At 38.5% G+C, this 18702-nt stretch carries 19 protein-coding genes; 13 read left to right on the top strand and 6 right to left on the bottom strand.

Going from position 1 to position 18702, the window contains the following annotated elements; all coding sequences use genetic code 11:
- Positions 1-10: 10 nt before the first annotated feature.
- Positions 11-877, bottom strand: coding sequence for a VanW family protein (locus FCJ93_RS05185; RefSeq protein WP_137743083.1), 867 nt, complete (start codon positions 875-877; stop codon positions 11-13).
- 1343 nt (positions 878-2220) lie between these two features.
- On the opposite strand from FCJ93_RS05185, the gene FCJ93_RS05175 reads away from it, so the two are divergent.
- On the top strand, positions 2221-2469 hold the full coding sequence (locus FCJ93_RS05175) for a hypothetical protein (RefSeq protein ID WP_095306261.1): 249 nt from the start codon (positions 2221-2223) through the stop codon (positions 2467-2469).
- Positions 2470-2517: 48 nt separating this feature from the next.
- Here the strand turns inward: FCJ93_RS05175 and qoxD are convergent, their stop codons facing one another.
- The 4 genes from qoxD to qoxA are packed head-to-tail and all read right to left on the bottom strand — an operon-like array spanning position 2518 to position 6365.
- Entirely contained in the window at positions 2518-2820 is a 303-nt protein-coding gene (gene qoxD / locus FCJ93_RS05170; RefSeq protein WP_095306260.1) for a cytochrome aa3 quinol oxidase subunit IV, read from the bottom strand.
- The gene (gene qoxC / locus FCJ93_RS05165) at positions 2821-3426 is read right to left on the bottom strand and encodes a cytochrome aa3 quinol oxidase subunit III (protein WP_095306259.1); all 606 of its coding nucleotides are present in this window, start codon (positions 3424-3426) and stop codon (positions 2821-2823) included.
- Entirely contained in the window at positions 3416-5392 is a 1977-nt protein-coding gene (qoxB, locus tag FCJ93_RS05160; RefSeq protein ID WP_095306258.1) for a cytochrome aa3 quinol oxidase subunit I, read from the bottom strand. The genes qoxC and qoxB overlap by 11 nt, the downstream gene beginning before the upstream one ends.
- The gene (gene qoxA, locus FCJ93_RS05155) at positions 5382-6365 is read right to left on the bottom strand and encodes a cytochrome aa3 quinol oxidase subunit II (RefSeq protein WP_137743081.1); all 984 of its coding nucleotides are present in this window, start codon (positions 6363-6365) and stop codon (positions 5382-5384) included. Before qoxA ends, qoxB begins: the two co-directional genes overlap by 11 nt.
- A gap of 1117 nt (positions 6366-7482) precedes the next feature.
- On the opposite strand from qoxA, the gene FCJ93_RS05150 reads away from it, so the two are divergent.
- Positions 7483-8262, top strand: a complete 780-nt coding sequence (locus tag FCJ93_RS05150; protein ID WP_095306256.1) for an N-acetylmuramoyl-L-alanine amidase — start codon at positions 7483-7485, stop codon at positions 8260-8262.
- Between the two features lie 22 nt (positions 8263-8284).
- On the opposite strand, the gene FCJ93_RS05145 is transcribed toward FCJ93_RS05150, so the two are convergent.
- Entirely contained in the window at positions 8285-8854 is a 570-nt protein-coding gene (locus tag FCJ93_RS05145) for a cell wall hydrolase (protein ID WP_137743080.1), read from the bottom strand.
- Between the two features lie 241 nt (positions 8855-9095).
- Between FCJ93_RS05145 and FCJ93_RS05140 the strand changes: the two genes are divergently transcribed.
- The 11 genes from FCJ93_RS05140 to FCJ93_RS05085 all read left to right on the top strand — a co-directional run bounded on the left by FCJ93_RS05140 (position 9096) and on the right by FCJ93_RS05085 (position 18698).
- Positions 9096-9455: an aminoacyl-tRNA hydrolase gene (locus tag FCJ93_RS05140; protein WP_095306254.1), complete on the top strand. Its 360-nt coding sequence runs from the start codon at positions 9096-9098 to the stop codon at positions 9453-9455.
- 58 nt (positions 9456-9513) lie between these two features.
- Entirely contained in the window at positions 9514-9804 is a 291-nt protein-coding gene (locus FCJ93_RS05135) for a hypothetical protein (protein ID WP_095306253.1), read from the top strand.
- Positions 9805-10418: 614 nt separating this feature from the next.
- Positions 10419-11498: a hypothetical protein gene (locus tag FCJ93_RS05130; protein ID WP_095306252.1), complete on the top strand. Its 1080-nt coding sequence runs from the start codon at positions 10419-10421 to the stop codon at positions 11496-11498.
- Positions 11485-13650, top strand: coding sequence for a molybdopterin oxidoreductase family protein (locus FCJ93_RS05125; RefSeq protein WP_137743079.1), 2166 nt, complete (start codon positions 11485-11487; stop codon positions 13648-13650). The genes FCJ93_RS05130 and FCJ93_RS05125 overlap by 14 nt, the downstream gene beginning before the upstream one ends.
- A gap of 3 nt (positions 13651-13653) precedes the next feature.
- Positions 13654-14214, top strand: coding sequence for a 4Fe-4S dicluster domain-containing protein (locus FCJ93_RS05120; protein WP_095306250.1), 561 nt, complete (start codon positions 13654-13656; stop codon positions 14212-14214).
- 11 nt (positions 14215-14225) lie between these two features.
- The gene (locus FCJ93_RS05115; RefSeq protein WP_095306249.1) at positions 14226-14750 is read left to right on the top strand and encodes a QcrA and Rieske domain-containing protein; all 525 of its coding nucleotides are present in this window, start codon (positions 14226-14228) and stop codon (positions 14748-14750) included.
- Positions 14751-14938: 188 nt separating this feature from the next.
- Positions 14939-15244, top strand: a complete 306-nt coding sequence (locus FCJ93_RS05105; protein ID WP_095306247.1) for a hypothetical protein — start codon at positions 14939-14941, stop codon at positions 15242-15244.
- Positions 15237-15515, top strand: a complete 279-nt coding sequence (locus FCJ93_RS05100; protein ID WP_095306246.1) for a hypothetical protein — start codon at positions 15237-15239, stop codon at positions 15513-15515. Before FCJ93_RS05105 ends, FCJ93_RS05100 begins: the two co-directional genes overlap by 8 nt.
- Complete coding sequence (locus tag FCJ93_RS05095; RefSeq protein WP_095306245.1) at positions 15512-16819, top strand: NarK family nitrate/nitrite MFS transporter; 1308 nt, start codon at positions 15512-15514, stop codon at positions 16817-16819. The genes FCJ93_RS05100 and FCJ93_RS05095 overlap by 4 nt, the downstream gene beginning before the upstream one ends.
- A gap of 554 nt (positions 16820-17373) precedes the next feature.
- Positions 17374-18048: a sensor histidine kinase gene (locus FCJ93_RS05090; RefSeq protein WP_137743078.1), complete on the top strand. Its 675-nt coding sequence runs from the start codon at positions 17374-17376 to the stop codon at positions 18046-18048.
- A complete protein-coding gene (locus FCJ93_RS05085) occupies positions 18045-18698 on the top strand; it encodes a response regulator (protein WP_137743077.1) in 654 nt (217 codons plus the stop codon). Before FCJ93_RS05090 ends, FCJ93_RS05085 begins: the two co-directional genes overlap by 4 nt.
- The last annotated feature ends 4 nt before the right edge of the window (positions 18699-18702 follow it).

Raw genomic sequence — 18702 nt, 5'->3', positions numbered from 1 at the left:
CTTGGAGGCATTAAGAAATTTTCCGTGGCTTATAATTAATATCTTCCGATGAGTACACAAACACAATCACCATACCTCCAATAACTTTTGCACGAATCAAAATAGGTTGATTATATTCGTTTTTAAAGGAAAAATCTGGACCATACCAACTGACAGTAGCGTCTCTACCTGGTGGAACATAGGGCACATGCTTGCTATGTGAGTAACGCTCGAGCATTGTTACACCTGAAAGGTCTACTGCATTAAAGAGAGTGGAGGAAACTTGACAGATACCTCCACCAATTCCATCAATTAATTCGCCTTTTACAATCTCAGGGGCTTTCATATAGCCTCTTTCAGCGGTTCTTTTTCCGACTACTTTATTGAATGAAAAAATCTCTCCAGGGAACACAACTTGATTATTAATGGCTTCCACCGCTAATTCAATATTTTTTGAGCGGGCTTTATTTTTTGAATTAAAGTATGTCCTGTATTGTCCTAATCGTTTAGTTCTAATGATGGAAAGAAGCTCACTATCTACTTTCGGATAGACCAACATTTTTGGCACTTCCAATGTCGTTAATCGATTATGAAAATAATAATGAAAAAAGGCTTCCGTAAATACATGGCGATTAAGTTTGTAGCCCACTTTTTCTGGGATGATATGCCCGGAGTCGCTAAGTGTTGCGTTTTTAGGTTTCTTTTCAACGTTTTGTTCAATCTGTCTAAGTAATTGTTCATATTTCACCGGATCAATGAGCTCGAGACCCGGTGCTGGAATCATAACTTCTTGACGTTTCACTATTGTGATCGTATCATTATTTTCTGTAATGCTTAGCGGTACTCCATTTTGAGGATGGATCAGTAAGAGTAGACTGAGAATCCACGAAACGTACATATTGCTCCTCCTAAAATCCTTTATTCGCATTTTTCGCTCATGACATTTTGGGTGTGCTAGTAATAAAATTTTCTTTGACTCAGTCTATTTTTTTTATTTTGCGAAGAAATTATTCTTGATTTCCGCGAGCTTTTCAATAGCATTCTTCATAAAAGTCCGAAATAATGGGAAGCAGACGAAAAAAGGTGTTCTAAATGAAGCTCATGATTTTACTAAAGGCAATATTTATAAACAGCTTTTTTGTTTTTCTACTGCGATTATCCTTACAAACCTTTTACAAATATCGGATCAATTTAGTATTCACGGCTACGATAATAGCGCAAGGAATTGCCTTACCTTACGGAGTGAATGTAGTTCATTTCCAAAAAGTTCACGGTATGTCCAGTGTTTTGCATTTTTGATATCGTTTTTATATTTACGTATCTTTTCTTGTATGTACGATCCTTAAGGGATTAGAAATTCAAACTTTGGTTCTTTCTCTTCCCCAACTGCATAAACATCATTTTCTTCGCTTCCATATCAAAGCGTCAGCAATAATAGTTTTAGGCATTGGTAAAGAAATGGACGATAGTTTCTCCACATGTGGGATAAAACAACGGGTGTCTGTTGGACGTTGATGAATCGTGTAAAACAAAATAAACTGGTTTTCCGTTCCCACCTGTATGTTATATCCTGCTTTTAGTTGACCATTTTTTATATGATCCACCTTCATGCCCATGAAGGTGCGTCTTTGTCCGTTTGAGAATTACTATTACGAACACCGAAGATTTGAATCTGTTCTTTATATTTAGCCAGTCTAGGTAAGAAGCTATCGCGGATGAACTTCACCGTTTTCTTTAATTGACTACGTTCTTTTCGTTTCTCTTTACGAATATTGTTTCGGGTTCCTTTTCAATGTCTTCAGTTAATGCTTCTATCTTTCCTTCTAGTTCCGTCGCGGCAGTTTCTAAATACTTTATTATAATTAAATGGATTGATAAGCCAAAAAAGATTTAATATAGGTTGATTGGAACGGAAGGCACGAAGACTCCTACGGGGGATGATTTCATTTATTCTAGTTAGTTGAATTGGGAGCTTATTCGGACTTGACCTTAAAAGTTTCACTCGTTGTTCTGTCCGAATACACCTCTCCATTAATACCACTGAAAAAGTCAGTAGAATGGACAACTCCCCCAATTTTTACTGAGTTTTTCAGTGGCCTCATGACGGGGCAGGGGAGACCCCACAGGCGCTAAGTGCCGAGGGGGCTCCCCGTGGACAGCCTCTTTTTTAGGGGCTTGATAAAAAAAAGTTTGACAAATTTGTGAACTTTTCGTTAAATAATGGTAAAGGGGATGAAATGGATGACTGAAAAACAGCTTAAGAATTTACTTTTCTTTAAAAAATTGACGAGTATCGGAATCTTTTTTGGCTTTCTCGTATTTTTATCAAGCTTCTTTGTAAGCGGTACCAGCGCTCCTTATCAATTGTCAATCGGAATTAGTATCATCGTTTCGTCTATGCTTTTATTTGGATTCGGGTTGTTCTTGCCGTTGATGGAAGAGGCAAGTGGTGAAGATATAAATAAACAAAAAGAAACCTCAAGCTTGTAGAGAAAGCTCGAGGTATTATTTTTGTTTAGGAATTATAGATTTTTACTCTTAATGAGCAGCATGACCAGCTGACATGACCCAAATCGAACCGACGACGATAACAACAGCCATGAATACTCCATAAACAATATTAATTACATTTGTTTTTCCGTCTTCACCTTCACGCAAGTGCATGAACATGAAAAGCTGAATTCCAGCTTGGAGGACTGCCAGTGTGCCGATAATCCACATAATTACTTTAAAGGATAGACTCGTTTTTAAAGCAATATATGCTGCTCCAAAGGTAAGGATTAAGGAAAAGATGAATCCTAACACATGGCTGATTGGAAAGCGATTTGTATGTTTCTCCATTTAGCCCACCATCCCTTTTAAATACACGAAAGTAAAGATAAAAATCCAGACAACATCAAGAAAATGCCAGTACAGACCAATTATAAATGTTTTTCGAGCAGTCGTTGGTGTTAAGCCTCTGCGTAATAATTGAATGATAACCATGATTGCCCAAATAATTCCAAATGTTACGTGAGCTCCATGTGTACCAAGTAAAACAAATAAACTGGAGAGAAAAGCACTTGTTTGCATAGTAGCTCCCAGATGTACATAATGAATAAATTCATTAATTTCCATGAATAAAAATCCTGCACCGAGTAGAAGAGTGATTACAAGCCAGAAAATAAGCCCCTTCAATTGCTGGCGCCGCATCTCAAAGATGGCTATCCCCATCGTAAAACTACTTGTTAACAGGAGAACGGTTTGAATAAGAACATCTTTAATCATAATGATATCCTGGTGAGTAGGACCACCAGCATAGCGCTGGTAAAGGACCCCATATACACCGAAGAGAGTTGCAAACAAAACAATTTCAGCTCCAAGGAAAATCCAGAAGCCTAGTATATTCAAACGGTTTTGTTCAGTTTGATATTCTAATGGCAAGGAATAATCGATCTTACTTGACATAATTATGCACCTCTCCTTCCACATTTCTCCACTTGCTTTCCGTTTCTTTAATTTCATCAACTGGAATATGATAACCTTCATCATAATCGAAGGAGCGGTAAATCAAGCCAGCGATAATTCCAATTGCAGCAATCGCGGCAGCAATATGCCACTCAAATACAAGGAAGAACCCTGCGACTCCAAAGGCCACTCCCATAATGAATGGAAGACCGGAGTTTGATGGCATGTGAATTTCTTTAATTTCACTATCTTTTATCGTTAAACCTTGATTATTTTTTTTCATTTTCCAAAATGGATCAAGTCCATCTACTTCAGGTAGCTTTGCAAAGTTATAAGGTTGAACAGGGGAAGCAGTTGCCCATTCAAGCGTGCGAGCATTCCAAGGATCTCCTGTAATATTGCGGTCGGCATGGCGAATGCTCCAATAAATATTGTAACAGAAAGCGATAAATCCAAGCGCCAATATGACAGAACCTAAAGCTGAAACAAGGAATAACGGTGCAAATCCTGATTCTACAGAGTAGGTATAAGAACGACGAACTGCACCATCAAGTCCAAGGAAGAACATTGGCATAAATGTTGCGTTAAAGCCAATCACAAACAACCAGAAATGCCATCTTCCGATTTTCTCGTTTAGTGTAAAACCAAACATTTTTGGCCACCAATAATATAGAGCAGCAAACACAGCAAAAACGACACCAGGAATAATTGTGTAATGGAAGTGGGCAACAAGGAACAACGTATTATGATATTGATAATCTGCTGCACCCATTCCAAGCATGACCCCGGTTACGCCTCCAATAATAAAACAAGGGACAAATGCCAGCGACCAAAGCATCGCATTGGTCATTTTAATTCGGCCCTTGCGCATCGTAAAGAGCCAGTTAAAGATTTTTATTCCCGTTGGGACGGCGATTGCCATTGTTGTAATGGAGAAAATGGAGTTTACTGCAGGTCCTGATCCCATTGTATAGAAATGGTGAACCCAAACAACCATACTTAAGAGTGCAATGATTAAGATTGATAGAACCATTGATTTATAACCAAATAATGTTTTTCGAGAGAATGTTGAAATAATTTCTGAATAAATCCCGAAAGCAGGGAGAACTAAAATATATACTTCTGGATGTCCCCATAGCCAGAAAAGGTTTGCCCAAAGCATATCAAGGCCGCCGCCAGATAATGTAAAGAAGTGGGCACCGTAAAGGCGATCAAAGGTCATTAATGCTAAAGCAACCGTGAAAATAGGGAAGGCAGCAATAATGATGACAGACGCAATGAAAGAAGTCCAAGTAAACATAGGCATCTTCATTAATGTCATGCCCTTCGTTCGCATTTTTAAAATCGTTACAACAAAGTTAATTCCTGATAGCAATGTTCCGATTCCGGCAATTTGCAAGGCAACGGCGTAATAGTTGTTTCCGATCCCAGGCGAAAACTCTTTTCCTGCGAGAGGGAAATATGAAGTCCACCCAGCATCAGGAGAGCCACCGATAACAAAAGAGATGTTAAATAGCATCGCACCACCGAAAAATAGCCAAAAGCTCAATGCGTTTAATTGTGGGAATGCAACATCTCGAGCTCCAATTTGCAGGGGAACAACAACATTCATAATCCCGATCAGCATTGGCATTGCCATAAAGAGAATCATGATGACGCCATGAGTCGTGAAGATTTCATTGTAATGCTGAGCATCTAAAAATTCCATTTCTGGTCTTGATGTTTGAGCCTTCATTAAAAGACCGTCCATCCCGCCACGGAAAAACATTAACACACCAGAAATAATATACATAATCCCAATACGTTTATGATCAACTGTTGTAATCCATTCAGACCAAAGCCACTTCCATTTCTTTAAATAGGTGACTCCAGCTACGATTCCGACCATGGTTAAAACAATCGCTATTTGTGAACCTAAAATTAATGGATCACCTGTAATAAAAAATTCATCCCATTTAATGCCCACTGTGGTCACCTCCGTGTTCTGTGTCTTCTTGATGATCATGCTCGTCTATGTCATCACTCGTTTTATTTCTGTAATTGTCCTCTTCTTCAAATATTTTCCCTTGGTAGCCATGCCCACGATAAAGTTCAGGGTGTGTATATGTTTTTGAATTGTGGTCAGCATGATTTACCCAGTCGAGATGTGTGTTTGAAAAAGTCAATCTACCTAAATGAGTTGGTTTCAGTAGCTCTTCGTATTCTTCTTCAGTTAGTTTTGGAGCAGTTTCTTTTACTTCCTGAACCCATTTGTCATATTCAGAACGAGTTTGCGCCAATACTTCAAATTTCATATCCGCATAGCCGCGGCCATTGAAGTTGGTATTCTGTCCCTCGTATGAACCAGGGTAATCAGCAATTAAATACATCTCAGTTTCCATTTTTCCCATCGTATATTTTTGACCACCTAAAGCAGGCACCCAAAAGGACTGCATCGTACTCGCTGATGTTAATTTAAACAGAATAGGTGTGTCTGCAGGAATATTAACGTAATTTACTGTTTCAATTCCTTCCTCTGGATAGCTAAAAATCCACTTCCAGTCAGCAGAAGTTACATGTATGGTAATTGGTTCCTTATCCTCATAGCCTTGTGGTACCTCTTCTAATGCATAGAGTGTCTTTACAGTAGGAATGGTTAAGGCAACAACGATAAGAATTGGGATTGCTGTCCAGATAATTTCCAATACGGTACTTCCATGTTCATCAGGTGGTTCGTAGTCTAAATTGTCTTTTTTTTCACGATATTTCCAGACGATATAACCAAATAATCCAAAAACGACAACGACTACAAGGAGCATCCAAATTAAAGACCAGTTGATTAATTCTGTAATGCTTCTTGCCACTGGGCCTTGCGGGTCGAAGACAACTAATTTCGACTCACAACCACTAAGGAATAGCAGAGGTGCAGTTGTCAAAAAGGCAAATAATCCTTTTTTCATTCAATGTCAACTCCTTATTCAATAAAGTTTCTTTTCCCGAAAGTGCTTGATAAAAACATAAAAGATTCGAAAAATTGTCACAAAATGTTCATAAATTCACAAACTTAATCAAAAAAATAAAGATGTCTGAAATCATGCTGCAGACAATTCGTTTCATGGAATCAGAAGACTTTTCGGTTATACTGAAAGGCGCGTGAAACCTTGGTTTCACACGATATGAACCAAAAATCGTTGTATCAACAAAATTGTTTAACAAAGCTCAAAATAATGAAACGAAGCTTTTGATCATTTATTCACATTTGCCTAAAAAGTTTTACACAATCAAGAAAAAGGTTATTTTGATACATTAACACTGTGTATATGATGATAACATAATTATTTGATGATAATTGTTACAAAATAAGTAAGGAATAATTATCCATTTTATTGCTCGTTTTTCTTCGATTACTATTTAAAGCGGAACGGCGATAACTGTAGGACAATTCTTATAAATCTGCTTCTGGGGAATGTGTGAGAAATAACGGTCATAATATCAAATCTTTAAATGATGTTGAGGTCGATTGGTTTAACATTTTAGAAGAAAGTTGAGATTCGAATCATGACCAGACTAATGAACGAATTAAATAAACCAAAATATTAATCAGGAAGTAGGGAACGAATGTTTTTATAGATTCTGGTGAAAAGTTTGAAAATGATATTTTTATTTCAATTGATAGATTTCAAAAAGGAAAATATGAATCGCAAGCAGGATTGGAAACACCTTTCCAGGTAGAGTAAGATTTTGCAAAAAAATTTTCCCAACATAACTGTTAGCCAAAATATTAACCTAAAGAAAGCTGTTGAAAATCTATTATTTGCTATTTATAGTTGGTAAAAACTAATTTTTGTCATGATGTTTTTTATATGTTCTGCCCGGTTTTTCTATTGCAGTCCGATTTTCTTTAAAAGGTTTGAGCGTTCCGCTGTAAAATTCATCTTTCTGATGAAGTACATCAATTCACATATAGCCATATTTATAAATGAAGAAAATATCTTTTATACGAATCATGCTTTGATTGGATAATGGTACAAGCAAAAAATCGTACTTCATCATATATAATCAAGAGAGGTGATGATTATGGTCAAAATTTATTTAGATCCAGGCCATGGAGGATCTGACCCAGGAGCACAAGGAAATGGGCTGCAAGAAAAAACCCTAACATTAGATATAGCTGTGAGAGTACGGGATATATTAGTAAATGAATATGAAAACGTTGAAGTGAGAATGAGTCGAACTGGTGATGTGACAGTTAGTCTCGCTCAGAGAACAAACGATGCAAATTCATGGGGAGCAGACTATTATTTATCGATCCACATTAATGCTGGTGGCGGTACAGGTTTTGAGAGTTTTCGACATACTAGTGCTCCCACACAAACAGCAAGATACCAAAGCATAATTCACCCAGAAATTGCCTTGGAGAGTTTATTTCGAGATCGAGGGATGAAAACAGCTAATTTTCATGTGCTTCGTGAAACTAGAATGCCTGCTCTACTAACGGAGAACGGCTTTATCGACCATGCAACCGACGCATCAAGATTGCAGAATGCTAGTTTTCGAGCCAGCATTGCTCGAGGGCATGTCATTGGGCTTGAAAAAGCTTTTCAATTGCGAAAAAAAACGAATTCAAATCCAGGAACGCTCTATCGTGTTCAGATCGGCGCTTTTGAAAACGGAGAAAATGCAATTCAGCTTGCGAGACGTGCTGCTACGAGCGGATTTACGACTCATATCTTTCAGGAGGATGGGCTTTATAAAGTACAAATTGGCGCATTTTCAATCAGGGAAAATGCCGAGCAGCTAGCTCAAGAGGCAAGAAACAAAGGTTATGAAGTGATTATTGTGCAGCGGAATTCATAAAAATAAGCACCCATGCGGGTGCTTATTTTGCAAAGACATGATTTCCGATTTTGATCGTTGTTGTTTTTGAACGTAGCCATGTATTTGTTGTTTTGGCAGGATTATAGAAGTAGAGGGAACCGCTGCCTTGGCCACGGAAAGCAAGAGCTTCATTAACTGCTTTCTTCGAATCAGTACTTGCAGCCTTGTTGATTTGACCATTGCTTACTGGTGTGAATTGACTGGATTGATAAATAACCCCACTTACTGTATTTGGGAAAAGATTGCTGTCGACGCGATTTAAAACGACAGTTGCAACGGCCACTTTTCCTGCGTACGGCTCGCCTTTCGCTTCTGCTTCAACAAGCCTCGCTAATAAATCTTTTTCTGAACTTGTCACTGAGGATGCGGGAATTGTTAATTTTTGTCCAATCCCTAAAGTGCTATTTGCCGCATTGTTAACTGACATCAATGCTTTTACTGGTACCCCATATTGAATTCCGATTTTCCAATAAGTATCACCTTTGTTGACAGTGTGTGTTGCTGCTAGACCGCTTCCTACTCCAGCAAAGATGATAGTTAAAAATGCGACAAATGAAATGATTTTTTTCATACTATAAACCTCCTTCAACATTCTTATATACAGTATCATGATAGATTGAGAGGAACATCCTCTACAATTTTCCAGTGTCTTTAAACCGTTGCTACAAGTGGGGCAAGTTTCAGAAGTGTAAAGTTTGTCATCGATTTGCAATAGTTGGATTTAGTCAGAAAATGAAAAATTCATAAATATTTACCGAATACCGTATACATAATATAGGTTGAATTTTGGAGGCTGTCAGAGGGGTGGTACAGTGGATAACGAAATCATTCAATATTTTGTAGTGAATCATGATTTGAAAATGGAAGCAGGGAAGGTGGCAGCCCAAGTAGCCCACGCTGCAACCATTTCCACGATTAATATGGTCAGTGCAAGCAATTGCCAATTCCCTGATTACTTCGATTATTTTGTGGAATGGTATCAATCGGGAATGAGCAAGGTTGTGTTAAAAGGAACGGAAGAAGAGCTTTTTAAGCTTAAGGAAAATGGTTTTTATACAATTAGGGACAAAAGCTATCAAGAAGAGCCGACTGGGGCACTTACTGTGGTTTCCCTTCCTCCGATGCCGAGAATCATTGGGCAAAGATTTATCGGGGAGTTCTCCCTGTACTGAGGAATAAATGTGCGGTTTGCTCTCACATGGCCTCATGTAAATAAGGAGGTATAGGCGAATGGGAACATTCTGTAATCGCTTGTCCTTTTATTTAACTTTCTACACTATTGGTTTTATTTTGCTTGCGTCTTCAAATTCGCTAAAAGAGCGGATCCTTAGATGGATAGGTATCCATCCTTTACAATTGTTGTTTTATTTTACGTTAATTGTGCTCATCATAGGAATCATTGGATTTACCGGTGTTAATAATTGGAGCAGTGTATTTCGCAGCATCTTTACTGTTGGTTTTTCACTTGTTTTGACAGCTTTTCTTGCCTACATCATTTTTGTTGGAGAGTTACTTCAATAAAAAAATGAAAGCAAAAATGGTTAAAACGCAATCTATTTTTCTATCATAAGTAAGGGTGATTGCCTCGTGAAAACAATTAAAGTAAGAGCTTTGTGAAGAGAAGCTTCTTCTAAAAAAGTATTTATAAATATAAAAGTTTCGAATTGAACATTCGGTGATTAAATGCTAAATGAAGGCAAGGAAGGAAAAATGAAATTTTCTTTCCTTGCTTTTTTTGTTATTGTTGCTTTAATGGATGGTATCGTTTTCATATTTATTGACTTTTGAACAAAGAGACACGGCTTTCATTGAATATCCAAGAGGAAGAAAACGTTAAATAAATCGCAAATTTCACAAAGGCAATAAGGTAAATCTAGCAGCTTGAAAAAGGAAAAGGTAGCTTCATACGTATATCTTCATTCGAGTTTGTGCAATGCTTAACAAAATTGACACAATATCGTCAACCTCTCAGAAATCCTATTGTATCAACGTTTTTGGCAGCTTAATTTTTTGCGAATTCAGCTTAAATCGACGACTAAGGGAATTTCCTCCTTTCAGTAGGGAGATCTCCCGATACGAGAAAAAGAGAACTGATTTTACAATAAAGTTAAGCAATTGGAACAAGGAGGATCAATATGGAAGCAAAAATGGTTTCAAATCAAAAAGCGGAGCACCCGGTAAATAGCGCATTTGCCTCAAAGTTTGCGAAATCAATGTTTTTGTCAGTATTAGTGCTCAGCATTTTAACATTTATTGGCACAAGGATGTTCACACATGTCGATTTAAATTTATATGGTTATATGGTTGGAACGATCGTATTTCTTGGGGGGTTCTTTTACCGCTTTATTGCTTGGGGAGAAAGACCCCCAACGAAGATTATCATCAAAAAAGGAATAAAGCTCTTATTTAGAAAATCCACACCAAAGACTTCGGTTGAGCAGTTAGCGACCTATCGATTTATCTGGAATCGCGGGATATACCGCTGGACACAACACTTTTTAATAGGTTGGGGTTGCCTTCTTTCTTGTTTAGTGACATTCCCGCTTGTTTTTGGGTGGATGTACTTTACGATGCCGGAAAATGGTTATTACACGATTGTTTTAATGGGAATGGACATTATGACTGTAAAGGCAGATGGATTAATAGCCAATCTTTCTTATAATGCGTTAAATATTTCTGCATTCATGGTCATTGCTGGTGTATGCATGGCTTTATATAGACGAATTAAAAATATGCAGGCTCGTGCGGAGCAAAAATTCATTTATGATTTCTTACCACTTTACTTATTGCTTTTTATCAGTATTACAGGCTTGCTCCTTACAGTAAGTAATCTATTTCTCCACGGCTGGGGACATTACGTAATGAGTCTGATTCATCAATATTCCGTGGTCGTCACAATGATTTACTTGCCTTTTGGAAAGTTGGCTCATATTCCGTTCCGACCATTAAGTGTTTTTGCCCGAAATTATCGTGAACACTACGGGGAACAATCAATGAAGGCCTGCAAGATTTGTGGAGATGAATTTGTTTCCTCTGAGCAATCAAAGGATGTTGTTCAAGTACTTGGTATCAATGAAATTGAATTTAAGAAAGAAGATTTCCATTTAGCAGAGCTTTGCTTACCGTGTCGAAGGAAATATCGAATTGCCCAATTTTCTGGGTTCCCTACACATGAAGTAAAAGTTAAGGAGGCTAACCAGAATGCAAAGGGATAAGTTTTTTAAAGAAGTTGATAATTTGCATCATCCGAATGAAACGTTAGTAAGAACTCATTGCAGTTACTGTGGAATGCAATGCGGGATGAATTTAAGGGTCAATACAAAGACAAATAAAATTATTGGGGTGGAACCTCGTTATGACTGGCCGGTAACAGTCGGAAAAATGTGTCCGAAAGGAGTTACTGCCTATCAACAAACGAACCATGATGATAGACTTCTAAAACCGTTAATTCGTGATGATAAATCGCTCAAAGGTACAAAATTAGGCTTCCGTGAAGCAACATGGGAAGAGGCATATGATCATATCGTAAAAAATTTCCAGAAGCTCCAAAAAGACTATGGGAATGATAGTTTATCTGTTTTCAGTGGAGTGTCAATGACGAATGAAAAATGTTATTTAACAGGAAAGTTTGCCAGAGTAGCTCTAGGAACTCGCTACATTGATTATAATGGTCGTTTTTGTATGTCCAGTGCTGCTGGTGGATTCCTTCGTTCCTTCGGAGTAGATAGAGGGTCGACATTACCGTGGACAGATATTCATGAAACAGATTGTTTATTTATTGCAGGAAGTAATACTGCAGAGTGCCATCCTACTTCAATGTTCCGAATCTGGAATGTTCAAGAAAGAGGCGGCTACTTAATCGTTGCCGACCCGCGTGAAACCCCGATTGCAAGAAGAGCAGATGTCCATCTAGATTTAAGACCTGGTACAGACCTGGCACTTGCAAACGGAATTCTTAACCTATTAATCGAAAATGGTTTTGCTGATGAAGAGTTTGTTCAGAATCACACAAACGGATTTGAAGAAACGAAGGAATTAGTGAAGCAATTTACACCAGAATATACGAGTGAAATTACCGGCGTTGCGCCTGAAAAAATCATTCGTGCTGCGGAGCTCTATGGAAAAGCACCAAACGCTGTTGTCATGTTTGCCCGCGGTATCGAACAGCAGCATAAAGGTGTCGACAATGTTTCAGCGTATACAAATATGGCACTAGTAACAGGAAAAATTGGGCGAGCAAAATCTGGTGTTGCTACTTTTACTGGTCAAGGGAATGGTCAAGGCGGACGTGAACATGGTCAGAAGTCAGATTTATTACCAGGTTATAGAAAAATTACCAACCCTGAGCATGTCAAAGAGGTATGTCAATTTTGGGGAATTACACCAGAAGAAATGCCGAAACCAGGTGTATCTGCATATGAAATGTTCGAATTAATGGATCAAAAAGTTATTCGTGGACTATATCTTCTTTGTTCAAACCCAGCTGTATCCGCACCAAATTTAAATTTTGTTCGTAATGCAATGAAAAATTTGGACTTCATGGTGTGTTCAGATTTTTATTTATCAGAATCAGCTGAATTTGCAGATGTCATTTTGCCAACTGTAACATGGTCCGAGGATGAAGGAACTGTTACGAATTTAGAAGGTCGTATTATTAAAATTAACAAAGCTCAAGAGCCGCTTGGGGAATCAAAGCCAGACTGGCAAATTCAAGTGGAACTAGCTGAACGGTTAGGAAAAGGAAAATACTTTTCTCATTTGAAAACGGCCCGTGATGTAGCGGATGAATTCAGAGGTGCGACAAAAGGTGGCTATGCTGATTATTCTGGTGCTACCTGGGAAAAAATCGAAAAGCAAGACGGCGTTTTCTGGCCTTGTAAGAGTGAAGAAGATGAAGGAACACCGCATATGTTCCTAGATAAGAAATTCTATCACCCTGATGGAAAAGCAAAAATTTGTGCGCTTCCATACAGACCACCAGCTGAAGAGCCGTGTGAACAGTATCCGCTCCGATTAACAACTGGACGAGTCGTGTATCACTACCTGTCAGGGAATCAGACAAGACGAATTCAATTTTTACGAGATATGTGCCCTGAGCCATATGTGGAGGTACATCCGGAGACAGCAAAAAAGTACAATATTGAGCATGAAGAACGGGTACGTCTGTTTACACGCAGAGGGGAAGCGGTATACAAGGTTAAGATAACGGAAGCAATTCGGAGTGATACAGTCTTTGTTCCTTATCACTTCGGTCATAAAGAGTCCATTAATCTCTTAACAAATCCGGCACTTGATCCAATGTCGAGAATGCCAGAATTTAAGGCTTGTGCAGCACAAATCGAAAAACAATCAATAAAGAAGGTGTAATAAATGAAGAAGAGGCTCTATTTAGAACTAGAAAATTGTATTGGCTGTCGCTCTTGTTTAGCTGCATGCACACAGTGCGGAGGTCATGAAGAGAGAAATAGAAACTATGTCTATGACGTCAATCCACTTGTAAATCGGCAAACGATGCCTCTCATGTGCCTTCATTGCGTGAATCCAGCTTGCGCGAGAAGTTGTCCAGCACAAGCCATTCAAATTCATGAAACAGGTGCTGTTTTATCGGCGTTAGTGGAAAAGTGCATTGGTTGTCAAAACTGTACGATTGCTTGCCCATACGGAATACCAAAGTTTGATACAGAGCAAAATTTAATGTATAAATGTGACCTTTGTATCGACAGAACGAAGGATGGGATTCCACCCATGTGTGCAAGTGTATGTCCATCTAACACTTTGCAGTGGCTGACGGATGAAGAGATTGAAGCGAAACAGAAACAATTTAACCTCGACAATGGAAAATGGGTCACAAGTTTACCATTTTTAGAGAGTGAAACAAATGTACGCGTGAATCTGCCAGGTATTTTGCAAGGCGTCACGAAATTGTTTTAGGAGGGATCGTCATGTCGGAAAAAAATAATAAAATCCCCTTTCCAGAAGATAATTACACGCATAATATTCAACGCAATAATGAAAGAAAATTAGATAGACGCGGTTTTATGAAAACATTGGTCGGCGCTGCCGGTGTATTTGCAGTGTCGTCGCTTCCTTGGGGAGCAGTGGCAGCGAAAGAGCTATTAGGATTAAGCGAAAAGGAATATCCTCATAAGAAAATTACAGATATTGATAGAATTGGCGTGGGAGAAGCAGTTGAATTCAAATTTCCAGGAGAGCATGATGATGCGATATTAATTCGTCTGTCCGAGGAAAAATACGTTGCTTATAACAGTGCATGTACTCATCTACAATGTCCGGTTTTTTGGGAAAAGGAAAAAGGAGAGATGCTTTGTCCATGCCATCATGGGAAGTTTGATGTAGAAACAGGGAATCCAACTGCTGGACCACCAAGACGACCATTGCCAACAATTGAAGTGTCTGTAGAAAACGGAGCGGTTTACGCTGTTAGGGTGAAACGTTATGAATCATAGACTAGTAAACTTTATATTGCTATTAATCTGTCTCATGTTAAATATAGTGTTCACACAAAAAATGGTCCATCAATTCAAATTTGAAAATTACGAGGGGGCGCTCCTTTATTGTCTGTTAAATCTTCTTGTCTTTCCTATTGCTCTTTTCGTTTATAAACGCGACAGGAAGCAAAGTGAAGTGATGGCAAATGATTAGTGAAACATTTTTAGATTTTTGCTTTATTCGCAAGGCAAGCGGTAATTTTGGAAATGACATCGAGCAAATATTGCAGTCCCTTTTTAAAGGAACAAAGCTTCATTGGTACTTAGACGAAAAAGAAATCGAAGAGGCTGAAGTAGTTGTCGCTGAGGTAAAAGGGATGAGTAGGTGGCAGTCGGAGTCAGAGGTCATTCAATTTTTGGAAGAGCACGCTTCAGAGCATTTTTGGGAGTTTTTACAAGGTTATCAAATGTATGTCTATCCTGTTCAGAAGGGATGTAATAGCTGTGATTAATCGCGATTTTCTACAACAGCATTATTTGTTTAAAACAGTTGAAGTTGCGATCCAGGATATAGAGGGAGAGGAGCGTGCTCCCTTTGTTCAGAAAGAAATAAAGAGGATTGGGGTCTGTCCAGATCAAACTCATTTGCGAATTTATTTTGAACATCAGAATTTTTTCGCTATTCCCCTAAACGCTGAGGTTATAATAGAAAGCGATAACTGGACAGCTACTGATCGCTTAGGCAATTTAAAATATATAATAAGAAGGGTACGAGTGTCATGAGTAAAGAAGCACGAATTACAAGTTGGAATCCAGAAGATCCAAAGTTTTGGAAAGAAACTGGTCGAAAACATGCAAAAAGAAATCTATGGATTTCTGTTCCTTCGTTAATGCTTGCATTTGTTGTCTGGCAAATTTGGTCCGTCGTAGCTGTCCGTTTAAATGATATCGGTTTTACGTATACTGAAGAGCAATTGTTCACTCTTGCTGCGATTCCAGGATTGGTGGGTGCGACTTTAAGATTTTTCTATACATTTGCTGTTGGCAAATTCGGTGGTAGAAACTGGACTGTTATTTCCACAGCAGTATTAGCCATTCCTGCTATCGGAATTGGTATGGCGGTTCAAAATCCAGATACACCTTATACTGTCATGTTAGTGTTAGCGGCACTTTGCGGACTAGGAGGAGGAAATTTTTCATCATCTTCCTCAAATATAAGCTTTTTCTTCCCAAAAGCAGAGAAAGGAACAGCCCTTGGCATTAATGGTGGTTTAGGAAATATGGGGGTTTCAGTTGTTCAATTTGTTACCCCGCTTATTATTGCAACGAGTACTTTTGCGTTCATGGGAGAAGGTCAAGTGTTATCGAATGGAGAGACGGTTTGGCTACAAAATGCAGCCTTTATCTGGGTGATTCCTATTGCGATTGTAACGATTGCAGCCTATTTTGGAATGGATAATCTTCCTAATACTACTCAATCTGTAGCAGATCAGTTTGTTATCGTGAAGCGTAAGCACACTTGGATTATGACAATATTATATGTTGCCACATTTGGCTCATTTATTGGGTATTCAGCAGCATTTCCGCTCTTGTTGAAATCGCAATTCCCAGAATATATTTCACTGGCTTTCCTTGGGGCTTTATTAGCTGCAGCAGCAAGACCTGTTGGGGGTTGGCTCTCTGATAAGCTTGGCGGTGCACTTGTAACTACCTGGGTTTTTATTGTGATGACAATTGGTGCGATTGGAGTTATTTATTTCACAAATGCAAAAACATTCTCAGGCTTTTTAATCTCGTTCTTAATTCTATTTTTGGCTTCTGGAATTGGCTCGGGTTCAACCTTCCAAATGATCCCGTCTATTTTCCCAGCTAAGGAAGCTGCACCAGTATTAGGATTTACAGCAGCGTTTGCAGCATACGGTTCATTCTTTATTCCGCAGCTTTTCGGCTGGTCAACAAGCACGACAGGATCACCGGTATCAGCCTTTTATTTCTTTATTGCTATTTATGTCATTTCATTTATTCTTAACTGGTTTTATTATCAGCGAAAAAAAGGGCTTGATTTAAATATTGAACAAGCTTCTTAACGTAACTGCTTTTAAGAAGCTGTATCAAAAAGCCGTCAAAAAAAACGACTTTTTGATTTCAGCTTTTTCTATTCCATTAATTAAGGTTGTTAGTAGATATTAAGGATAAAGCAGACCCTTTCTCCTTTTTTAGTTAGATTTAGCTGTTACGTAACGGATTAAAACCATTAATGAAGAGAACTGGAATCGCCTGTACTGAAAGGAAGGTTGGCTTGCTAGTTTTAGCGATTGGGCAGTAAGTTGTGTTTTTTGGATGAGGACCACACGATCCATGGAGAGAACATGCTGGATAGTCATGGTCTAATTTATATATAGAAAATCTCCCTTTCTAATTTTAATTGGCTGAGTGACTTAATGATGCTAAAAATGGGGGATTTTCTTTTTTTCTGGACATTATCTTGATTTAACGAAAACTGAATGAACTCATATCGACATGAATAGAAGACTCAGAAGACGTTTTAGTTGTCAATTTGAATTCTGCTTCGCGAAAGTCTCGCTCGGATGTTATAGTTATAAGAGAAGAATCACTGGACCTTAAGGGGTGAAATTGCATAATGGAGCGTGGCCCAGAAAGAAATATTAATCAATATTTACTCCAGTCATCAGAAGATGAAATTAAGAGAATTGCATTAGAACTCCATGAAGGAGTGGCTCAAACATTATTCAGTATTTATACTGGTATTCAATTGTTAGAAACAAGTACTGAAGATATAAAAATGAAAAATTACGTTCGCGAGATGGCTGAAGTATTAGAAAGAACGATTCAAGAAATTCGTTATCTTTCTGTAGAACTGCATCCACCCACACTCTCAACGATTGGTTTTTTCCCGGCATTGCAAAGCTACTTGAAGTTGTATACTTCCACGTTCGGAATCGTTGTGGACATCGAACAAGCTGGAGAAGAAATTCCTCTGCCGGTGAATCATCGTATTGGACTTTTCCGTGTGTGTCAAGAAGCTTTGGCGAACATTGCCAAGTATGCGGATTCTGCTAAAATAAAGCTTCAATTGAATTGGGAGCATCATCGTGTTCAAATTTTGATTCAGGATTTTGGAATTGGATTTGATGTCGATGCACATATAGAAAGTCATGGGTTGGCGGCGATGGCAGAAAGAATGAAGCTGATTGGTGGAGACTGCATCATTACTTCACAGTTAGGAAAGGGGACGACAATTCGTTTGGAGTTGGGGTTTGCTTCTAATGTCAATGGGGAGGGGGAGAAGGTTTGATTAAAATTTTGCTTGTAGACGATCATGCTGTCGTTAGGATGGGCTTAAAAATGCTTTTAGATCATCACGCTGATATGGAGGTAGTTGGTGAGGCTTCTGAAGGAAATGAAGGAATTGAAAAAGCCCACGAATTAAAGCCGAATGTTGTGGTCATGGATTTAAGCATGCCCCATGGCAAAGACGGACTTTCAGCGACCTCAGAATTAAAAAAGCAAATGCCGGAAATTGCCATCTTGATTTTGACGATGCATGATGATGAAGAATATTTATTTCGAGCGATTCAAGCTGGCGCCTCTGGCTGTATTTTAAAAAGTGCCCCCCATGAGGAATTGATTCAAGCAATTAAATCTGTCTCAAACGGAGATGCCTATCTTCATCCTTCTGCGACGAAAAGATTGATGGAAGAGTATTTAAGTAGTACAAGGGAAGAAGATGGGGATTTAATTCATCTATTATCCGATCGTGAACGGGAAGTTTTAACATTAATCGCGAAAGGTTACTCGAATAAAGAAATTGGAGAAAAGTTAGCGATCAGTGTTAAAACAGTTGAAACGCATAAAGGAAACATAATGGAGAAACTTCATATGAAGACGAGGCCTGAACTTGTTGCTTTTGCTTTAAAGAAGGGGCTTTTAGGTCATTTTTTGTAAAGGA

This window comes from Robertmurraya siralis (assembly GCF_005502275.1).
In the GTDB taxonomy this organism is placed as follows: Bacteria; Bacillota; Bacilli; order Bacillales; family Cytobacillaceae; genus Robertmurraya; species Robertmurraya siralis.
Note: the sequence above shows the minus strand (reverse complement) of the source record. Positions and strands in the feature narration are given on the sequence as shown.